The sequence below is a fragment of the Bartonella sp. CE47NXGY genome, assembly GCF_042195415.1.
Taxonomy (GTDB): domain Bacteria; phylum Pseudomonadota; class Alphaproteobacteria; order Rhizobiales; family Rhizobiaceae; genus Bartonella.
On sequence record NZ_JBHIOI010000038.1, the window covers coordinates 1 to 9137 of the forward strand.

Genomic DNA, 9137 nt, shown 5'->3' on the forward strand with positions numbered 1-9137 from the left:
CCAGAGGATATGGAATATAAATACCGTTATGATATCCACGCAAATGAGATTGTCTTGCTAGCCTATTACATAGCAGCCATTAATATCGAAGCAACCTATCATGGTCTTATGAAAGGAAATTATATCCCTTTCAAGCATATTGGTTTGACTGATACGTTTCGAATGATTGAAAAACAAGATCTTATGGAAGGTATACTCAAAGAAAACAGTGAATATTTGGAACATCAGAAAAATTTGACTATCGAAGTTATCTTCGGCAACCCGCCTTATTCAACTGGTCAAAAAAGTGCTAATGATAATGCGAAGAATACCCCTTATCCCATATTAGATAATCGTATCAGTGAAACTTATGCTGCTCAATCTGAATCAATCAATATGCAAGCACTTTATGATAGCTATATACGAGCAATTCGATGGGCTAGTGACCGTATAAAAGATTGTGGTATTATTGGTTTTGTGACAAACGCAGGGTTTATTAATGCATGTTCTTTAAATGGTTTAAGAAAATGCCTCGTTAAGGAATTTAGCAGCCTTTATATTTTCCATTTACGGGGTAATCAACGAACCTCTGGAGAACTTTCGCGAAAAGAAGGTGGTAAGATTTTTGGTTCTGGATCACGGGCTCCCATAGCTATCTCTATTCTCATAAAAAATCCAGAATCTCAACAGCGTGGGAAAATATATTTCCGTGATATTGGAGATTATCTCACAAGAGAAAAAAAGCTTAAGACAATTAAAAAATTTGGTAGCATTGATGGTATTACACAGAGCAAACAAGGTTGGCAAATAATTATACCGGATAAGCATAATGATTGGCTTGGTCAACGTGATGACAGTTTCAAGACATTCCTAGCTTTAAGTGATAAGAAACCTCATAGTAAAAAACTGTTTGAGATTTATTCTTGTGGTCTAAAAACCAATCGTGATGCTTGGGCATACAATGCAAGCAATGAAACTCTCGCGAAGAATATGAGTAATATGATTACTTTCTACAATAGTGAAGTGGAGCGTTTTAATGGTGTTTATACACATGATAACGGTAAAACACGTACTAAAACTGTAGATAATTTTGTTAATGCCGATGAAAGCAAAATTAGTTGGAGTATTAATCTTAAGAAACATTTAACTAAAGGAAAGATTTTTGAATTTGAAGATACATGCCTTATTCAAAGCCTATATCGTCCTTTTACACAACAATGGCTCTATTACAATCGTGCCTTTAATGAAATGGTTGCCCAAATTCCATGTATATTTCCAATGGGGCAAGCGGTTGAAAATAGAGTAATACAAATTACAGGTACGGGAGCAAAGAAAGATTTTTCTGTTATTATGACTAAGAATGTGCCTGAATTTCAAGTGATGGAGAATAGTCAATGCTTTCCAAGATATATCTATGAAGATGCTACGGTTTCAAAAAGTAAAAGTGAGAAACAAACCCTTTTATTTACAGACTCTATAGAGGAAAACAAAACTGTTGGTTTACAGAGGCGTGATGCCATTACTGATGAAGGATTAGCCCATTTTCAAGCGGCTTATCCGAATGAAAAAATCACTAAAGATAATTTGTTCTATTACGTCTACGGATTGTTACATTCGGAAGATTATCGTGCTCGTTATGCTGATAACCTCTCTAAAGAATTGCCTCGCATCCCTTGTGTAAAAAGCGCTGAAGATTTTTGGAAGTTTGTTAATGCTGGACATGAACTAGGGCATTTGCACGTGAATTATGAAACTGTAGAGCCTTATCCAGTGACCTTTAAAAAGGGTAATCCAAAACAAACAGAGATCTCTAATCCAGAAAAGTTTTATTACGTTACAGAAATGAAATTCGCAAAAATTAAGAATAGTAAGGAAAAGGATAAATCGACTGTTATTTACAATAGCAATATTACCATAACAGATATCCCTCTTAAAGCTTATGAGTATATCGTCAATGGCAAGCCTGCTCTTGAATGGGTTATGGGGCGTCAATGCGTTAAGACTGATAAAAAGAGTGGTATTGTCAATGATGCCAATCGCTATGCTGTTGAAACCGTTGGCAACCCTGCCTACCCTCTAGAGTTATTTCAGAGGGTTATTACCATAAGTTTAGAGACAATGAAAATCGTTAAGAACCTACCAAAACTAGAGATTAGAGAAACTGAATAACTTATAAAGCATGCTCACATAATGGGCATGCCAATCTTATTAAATCCGCTTATGTATTAGTTTAACTAACAGTCTATTTTATCATCTGTTATGAGATAAACTAAGATAGGAAATAATTACGTTATCAAGATCTCTTTAATGGACTTTTGTAAATTCTTTAAACGTATCATCTTGTGAGTTGATTACCTATAATCTTAAAAGGAATAATTTATCATGCGTTATTCTAAAAAGAAACCATTTGCACTTTTAGATACTCTTATTTGGATTGCTTTAAGACTTTTAAGAAATCCACTCTTAAATAGAATTAGATTTTTTTACATTGCCTTTAAAAGATTATACCGTAATCTAAAATGATAGCTTTATTGTTTTCAAAAGCTTTGTTTAAAGAGGATTATGTATATTCATTTTCTTATATTACTTATAGGTTTTGAAGGTTTCTCAAACCCCCAAAACCCCTACAAAACATATAGCATTAGTTGAGTTTACAGGTTGTATTTTGATATAGGTTGTTTTTTTTGGAAACTTGATAAAAGTTAACATATTGAAATATAATAAAATTTTATTTTTTATTGAAAAATATGTAAAGGGGGGGGCGTAAAAAGCACCTCCAAAACCCCCAAAAAACCCTAAACCTCCAAAACTCATAACCATAATGGTCTTGATAGCATTTCTTATGAGTTACAAGCTATCTTTTGAAAGGCTTAAAGGATCATATGCTTTTCATAAAGCACATTTTAATCACTCACTAAAATCATAAGATTCGTCTGTTAAATAAACTGACATAACCGATAAAATAGACAAAAGCCCATTAAAAGAGATTTTTATAATCTATGGAATAATTTTATAGATCTTTTTTTATAGGTTGTTTCATTAAAATCTTGCACCAAAACCATGATCAGAACCCCACCACTTCAGTTTCTCAACTAGTGATCAAGGCTTTGGAGCGCGTCTTATTTTCTAAATTTCTGAAATCTTTTTGATATTTTTTAGGTGCTATTTCTTGTCTTTTTTTCCGATAAAATTGACTATTTTCTCTTTCCACGAGCGGGATTGCTCCTTGCTGATAACCTCTTGTTGATCATCAAACTTTTCTGCCACCCGTTCAATCAAAGCGTAGCTCACTTGCTTCACCTTTGCTACTTCTTTGGCTAAAGCTAATGCACGTTCAAGGTGGTTTTTGTTGGTGCTCTCGTCAAAGCCTAGGTGATCACCTGCCGTAAAGCTTTTCTGATAAGATTGTAAGGTCTCAACATCACCCAATAAAGCAAGAGCGCCAAGATGAAGTAAAGCATAATCCGTATCGTTTGCTTTAGACGTGGCGCCTTTTTCCCAAGGAGCAGTGCCATAATCAGAGCGAAGTCTTTTAGAAAGGTCAATGTCTGTTACCGCCCATTTTAGCGCGTCATCAAGTGCTTGCTTTAAGCGATCCGCAGTAACTTCTGGTTCAAAGATTTCTAAACCCTTGGCTTCAAAATTAAGCTGTATATCTGGAATATCTTCCGTGTAGGTAGGATCAATGAATTTACAAGCGGTGGAAAGAATGCCCGTGCTAATCATAAAGGCGCTATCAAATTGTGGGTAATCTTTGGCAATTTCGTCGTTATAAAGAATGTCTACTTCACGATCAGCCAATTGATAGCTTGCCATATGGTCATTCTCATTGATTTTCTCGGTTGACCATCCTAGACTTTTTAAAAGTGCATGAGCACTTTCCATGGTGAGACGATCATCAGTGTCATCCGCTTCATCCACTTCCTCTGCCACTTCAACAGAAGTTGTTTTAGAAGCAACAGATGCTGTTTGCGGATCCAAGCTTAAAATCGGAGCGTTTTTAGGAAAACCAGTCCGATAACGGCGTGCAAGAGCAAGGACGTTATCAATAATATGTGCTATGTTTTCCCTTATCAAAGCTGAAAAGTTTTTATCCTTCAAACTTTCCTTATAAAATTTGAGTTTTTCAACATCCCCAATAAGAATAAGTGCAATAAGGTGCAACTTCGCAAAATCATATTCACTGTCTGGGGACAAAGCCGCATAATCATAGATGATTTGATTCACATTTTGTCGATCAGCCCAGCACAAAATATCCGCACTGATCTGTTTCAGCTTGCCTTCATCCAATTCAGTACTAGAAACTGCATAAACTTCTTCTGATTCTTTAAGAACGGTATATTGGGGAGTATTGATGAAAATAGATCGATAAGCTGTAGAAAAACCAAGTGTTGAAAGAGAAACCTTGAAGGTAACAAATGGTGTCTCTCCTTTTTTATCAAGGTCGTACACTATATTAATGATACGATCTTTCGTTATAAAATAAGCATTGCAATTGTAATTTTTATCACGATAGACTGTCCAGTCCATCCTTTTTAAGTCTTCAGAAACTGTATTAAGAAAAGACAAATCTTGTAAACTAAGACGATCATCTATAGCTTTTCGCTCATTAAGGATTTTCAGATATTCTTCAGCAAATTGAACGGCATGGTTAATATATCTCTCTACTTCACGGTCATCCAAAATCTCAGAAATCTTACCGGCTTCTAAAAAATTTTGATAAGATTTCAGAACATCAATTTGACCTGTCAATGCTAAACAAGCCAAATGCCAGACTATACGTATATTGTAGCTATACTTTTGAACACGTGTTTTGCTTTCTATTGATGCTTGTAAATCTTGGGCACGTGCCCACTGTATTATCCGCTCAGAGATTTTGATAAGCTCTTGCTCATCTAATGTCTCTACACAAATATCAATGCCTTTACCAAAACCACTAAAAACCCCCCCCCCAATCGTATTAAAAGAATTATAAATATTTTTAGGAGAAACACACCAATATTCCTTACTATAGTGAATACAATTGCAAGCGACAGAAATCATTTCATTAGATATTTCAGCTTCAATACGGACATTGTAATTATCATGAAGACGTATAAAACCAAAATCAAATTGAATAAAGCGGTCGGGCAAAATCAACCACATTTTTCCAGGTTCCGTTGAAAACCACCCTTGTGTTTTAAGAACGCGCATTGCTGCTGTGAGACTTATCGAGCGCTGTTTTGGCTTCTTGCGCGTTAGAATATCGTCTAATTCCCCATTTTTATAGGCCTGTGCAAAAAAAAGCAGGCGATCATCCGATGTCATTGTTTTATAATCAGCAAATTCTGGCACAGATAGTTTTGGGGTAGATCTATCACTCCTTAAAGCCTCCATATCACCAAGTAATGCTTGTGCAACGGCAGAATGATTAGTAGCTTCCTCGCACAACTTTTTTTCAATATCCTGTGCTTGCGCCCATGCAATCACTTTGTTTAAAGCGGTTGTGATATGGCTTTCGGAAAGATCCGGAGCTTTAACATTAAAATCCTCCTTCGCGTAAAACAGCACATCTCCATATTTACGCTGTGATTTTTCACCTCTAGAATATTCCCAGCCAAGACAATAAGCAGCGGTGGTGAGATCAGCCGAAAGCAAAAACTCTTTGCCTCTCTCTCCATAATTTTTTACACCATAGCCAATGCCAATAATGCGATCGGGAAGATGATAATGCGCAAAAGTATCACCCACGTTATCACGATAAGGCTCCCAGCCCAGTCTTTTTAAAATTTCTGTGACATCTTTGGTTTGCATCATCATTCCCCCAGCATGATCTGTAATTCTTTTACATAAAAATTACTTATGTAATACTTAGGCTCTCTAGAAAGACTATATATTTCCTCACTATCAATTTCACCTCTTCCATAGTTTTTTCCAAAAACTCTTGTAAAAAGGGATAGGTTGCGGAGTGGGAGTGTTCTCAATCTTTTCAATCGGTTGGTCACCATCAAGTATCTCTTCTCCCGCGTGTACTTTAATTCTTTTGCAAAGGAATTCATAAAAATTACTGGCGTAATATTCGCAATTATCCAATGGATACATAACATAGATTGGACATTCTCCATCCCTAAACTGCGTATAATCAAAGTAAAATGTCTCACCAAAATCAGTTCTACTGACAACAAGCTGTTCTAATGTCGCAAAACCATGTTTCCTATGATATAAGTTTTTATGCACAATATCACCAGCAGGATGATCCTCAAAACTTGCGTTATAAATGCTAAAAATTTCCTCATAACCAATTTCTCCTCCCTTATAATTTTTTAAAAAATCCTTATAAGAAGTTGTAAATTGTAAACCGAGAGCTTTCTCCGCCTTTTCAATCTGTAGATCATCAACCGCATTTTTTGCAGTACCAAAATTGATAATATCATTATATTTATCAATTAATACTGCAACATCATCTAAAGTGTAGGTTTTCATAGATGATCCTCAAAACGTGCGTTATAAACGCTCCATATTTCCTCTATCAATTTCACCTCTTCCATAGTTTTTTCCAAAAACTCTTGTAAAAAGGTATAGGTTGCGGAGTGGGAGTGTTCTCAGTCTTTTCAATCGGTTGTTCACCTTCAGGTATCTCTTCTCCCACGTGTACTTTAATTCTTTTGCAAAGGAATTCATAAAAATTACTGGCGTAATATTCGCAATTATCCAATGGAAACATAACATAGATTGGACATTCTCCATCTCGAAACTGCGTATAATCAAAGTAAAAGGTTTCATCAAAATCAGCTTCACACACGATAAGCTGTTCTGCTGTCACAAAACCACGTTTTCTATCATTTAAGTTCTGAAAAACAATATCACCAGCAGGAATACCCATAGGATTATCATAAAGACTATAGATTTCTTCACCACCAATGTCCCCGCCTTTACAATGTTCTAAAAAACTCTTGTAAGACGATGTAAATTGTAAACCGAGAGCTTTCTCCGCCTTTTCAATCACGAAATCACCAACTGCATCATCTTCAGTACCAAAATTGATAATCTCTTCATCATATTTATTCACTTTATCAATTAATACTGCAACATCATCTAAAGTATAGGTTTTCATAGATGATCCTCAAAACGTGCGTTATAAACGCTCCATATTCCCTCTATCAATTTCACCTCTTCCATAGTTTTTTCCAAAAACTCTTGTAAAAAGGGATAGGTTGCGGAGTGGGAGTGTTCTCAATCTTTTCAATCGGTTGATCACCATCAGGTATCTCAGCTCCCACGCTTTCTTTAATTCTTTTGCAAAGGAATTCATAAAAATTGCTAGCGTAATATTCGCAATCCTCAGATGGAAGCATGACATAAAGTGGGCATTCTCCATCCCGAAACTGCGTATAATCAAAGTAAAAGGTTTCACCAAAATCAGTACTACTCACGACAAGCTGTTCTGATGTTGCAAAACCACGTTTTCTATAATAATTTAAGTTTTGACAAACAATATCATTAAAAGGAAAATCTACACAATCTTCATAAAGACTATAGATTTCATCACCACCAATATCTCCCCCTTTATAATTTTTTAAAAAACTTTTATAAGAAGATGTGAATTGCAAACCGAGAGCTTTCTCCGCCTTTTCAATCCATATATCATCGACAGCATTTTCTGCAGTCCCAAAACTGACAATATCACTATCATATTTATCAACTTTATCAACTAATTCTATAACATCATCTAAGGTATAGGTTTTCATAGATGATCCTCAAAACGTGCGTTATAAACGCTCCATATTTCCTCTATCAATTTCACCTCTTCCATAGTTTTTTCCAAAAGCTCTTGTAAAAAGGGATAGGTTGCGGAGTGAGAGTGTTCTCAATCTTTTCAATTGGTTGGTCTCCATCAGGTATCTCTTCTCCCGCGCTTTCTTTAATTCTTTTACAAAGGAATTCATAAAAATTGCTAGCGTAATATTCGCAATCTTCAGATGGAAGCATGACATAGAGTGGGCATTCTCCATCCCGAAACTGCGTATAATCAAAATAAAAGGTTTCACCAAAGTCTGTTCTACTAACAACAAGCTGTTCTGGTGTTGCAAAACCATCTTTTCTATCATTTAAGTTCTGAAAAACAATGTCATTAACAGAAACACCTATAGGATACTCATAAAGACTATAGATTTCATCACCACCAATGTCCCCGCCTTTACAATGTTCTAAAAAACTCTTGTAAGACGATGTGAATTGTAAACCGAGAGCTTTCTCCGCCCTTTCAATCACGAGATCATCAACTGCGTCATCTTCAGTACCAAAATTGATACGATCGCTATACTTATCAACTAATTCTATGACATCCGCTAAGGTATAGGTTTTCATAGATGATCCTCAAAACGTGCGTTATAAACGCTCCATATTTCCTCTATCAATTTCACCTCTTCCATAGTTTTTTCCAAAAACTCTTGTAAAAAGGGATAGGTTGCGGAGTGGGAGTGTTCTCAGTCTTTTCAATTGGTTGATCACCTTCAGGTATCTCTTCTCCCGCGCTTTCTTTAATTCTTTTACAAAGGAATTCATAAAAATTACTTGCGTAATATTCGCAATCTTCAGATGGAAGCATGACATAAAGTGGGCATTCTCCATCCCTAAACTGTGTATAATCAAAATAAAAGGTTTCACCAAAAGCAGCATCACAAACGATAAGCTGTTTTGGTGTTGCGAAACCACGTTTTCTATCATTTAAGTTTTGAAAAACAATATCATCAAAAGGAACACCTATAGGATGCTCATAAAGACTATAGATTTCATAACCACCAATGTCCCCGCCTTTATAATGTTTTAAAAAAACTTTATAGGAAGATGTGAATTGTAAACCGAGAGCTTTCTCCGCATTTTCAATCACGAGATCACCAACCGCATTTTCTTCAGAACAAAAATTGACAATATCACCTTCATATTTATCAACTAATTGTATAACATCATCTAAGGTATAGGTTTTCATCAATTATTCTCCATCAATTATTCTATAAATCTCTGTTTTTTCTCTTTTCATCAACCGTAGAGCATTACTACCGATGCTCTTGTCCCCATCTGTCAAAATTTAGACCTATAATGCCCCATTTCATATTGATTATTCCTCCTAAACTACTGTTTTTTTGTTCTCCATGCCCATTGCCGTATTCTTTCCAATA

The 9137-nt window shown here is 35.6% G+C and carries 7 protein-coding genes; 1 reads left to right on the forward strand and 6 read right to left on the reverse strand.

What is annotated here, in order from left to right; all coding sequences use genetic code 11:
• A partial coding sequence (locus ACFIL3_RS08195; RefSeq protein ID WP_375682051.1) for a type ISP restriction/modification enzyme occupies window positions 1–2148 on the forward strand: 2148 nt, incomplete at its 5' end.
• A gap of 993 nt (window positions 2149–3141) precedes the next feature.
• Here ACFIL3_RS08195 and ACFIL3_RS08200 read toward each other — a convergent pair.
• The 6 genes from ACFIL3_RS08200 to ACFIL3_RS08225 form a co-directional block, all read right to left on the reverse strand.
• The gene (locus tag ACFIL3_RS08200; RefSeq protein WP_375682055.1) at window positions 3142–5772 is read right to left on the reverse strand and encodes a DUF6990 domain-containing protein; all 2631 of its coding nucleotides are present in this window, start codon (window positions 5770–5772) and stop codon (window positions 3142–3144) included.
• Window positions 5773–5871: 99 nt separating this feature from the next.
• Window positions 5872–6441 (reverse strand): SMI1/KNR4 family protein, encoded by a 570-nt coding sequence (locus ACFIL3_RS08205; protein ID WP_375682052.1) that lies wholly within the window; start codon window positions 6439–6441, stop codon window positions 5872–5874.
• Between the two features lie 52 nt (window positions 6442–6493).
• On the reverse strand, window positions 6494–7072 hold the full coding sequence (locus ACFIL3_RS08210) for an SMI1/KNR4 family protein (RefSeq protein ID WP_375630695.1): 579 nt from the start codon (window positions 7070–7072) through the stop codon (window positions 6494–6496).
• Window positions 7073–7124: 52 nt separating this feature from the next.
• Window positions 7125–7706 carry an SMI1/KNR4 family protein gene (locus ACFIL3_RS08215; protein WP_375612461.1) on the reverse strand — a complete coding sequence of 194 codons (582 nt, stop codon included), beginning with the start codon at window positions 7704–7706 and terminating at the stop codon, window positions 7125–7127.
• Between the two features lie 52 nt (window positions 7707–7758).
• Window positions 7759–8325, reverse strand: coding sequence for an SMI1/KNR4 family protein (locus tag ACFIL3_RS08220; protein WP_375682053.1), 567 nt, complete (start codon window positions 8323–8325; stop codon window positions 7759–7761).
• Between the two features lie 52 nt (window positions 8326–8377).
• Complete coding sequence (locus ACFIL3_RS08225) at window positions 8378–8947, reverse strand: SMI1/KNR4 family protein (RefSeq protein ID WP_375682054.1); 570 nt, start codon at window positions 8945–8947, stop codon at window positions 8378–8380.
• Window positions 8948–9137 lie beyond the last annotated feature (190 nt).

Excerpts from the sequence above, each read along its gene's own strand:
- ACFIL3_RS08200 (WP_375682055.1), bottom strand. The coding sequence starts at position 5,772 with ATGCAAACCAAAGATGTCACAGAAATTTTAAAAAGACTGGGCTGGGAG.
- ACFIL3_RS08205 (WP_375682052.1), bottom strand. The coding sequence starts at position 6,441 with ATGAAAACCTACACTTTAGATGATGTTGCAGTATTAATTGATAAATAT.
- ACFIL3_RS08210 (WP_375630695.1), bottom strand. The coding sequence starts at position 7,072 with ATGAAAACCTATACTTTAGATGATGTTGCAGTATTAATTGATAAAGTG.
- ACFIL3_RS08215 (WP_375612461.1), bottom strand. The coding sequence starts at position 7,706 with ATGAAAACCTATACCTTAGATGATGTTATAGAATTAGTTGATAAAGTT.
- ACFIL3_RS08220 (WP_375682053.1), bottom strand. The coding sequence starts at position 8,325 with ATGAAAACCTATACCTTAGCGGATGTCATAGAATTAGTTGATAAGTAT.
- ACFIL3_RS08225 (WP_375682054.1), bottom strand. The coding sequence starts at position 8,947 with ATGAAAACCTATACCTTAGATGATGTTATACAATTAGTTGATAAATAT.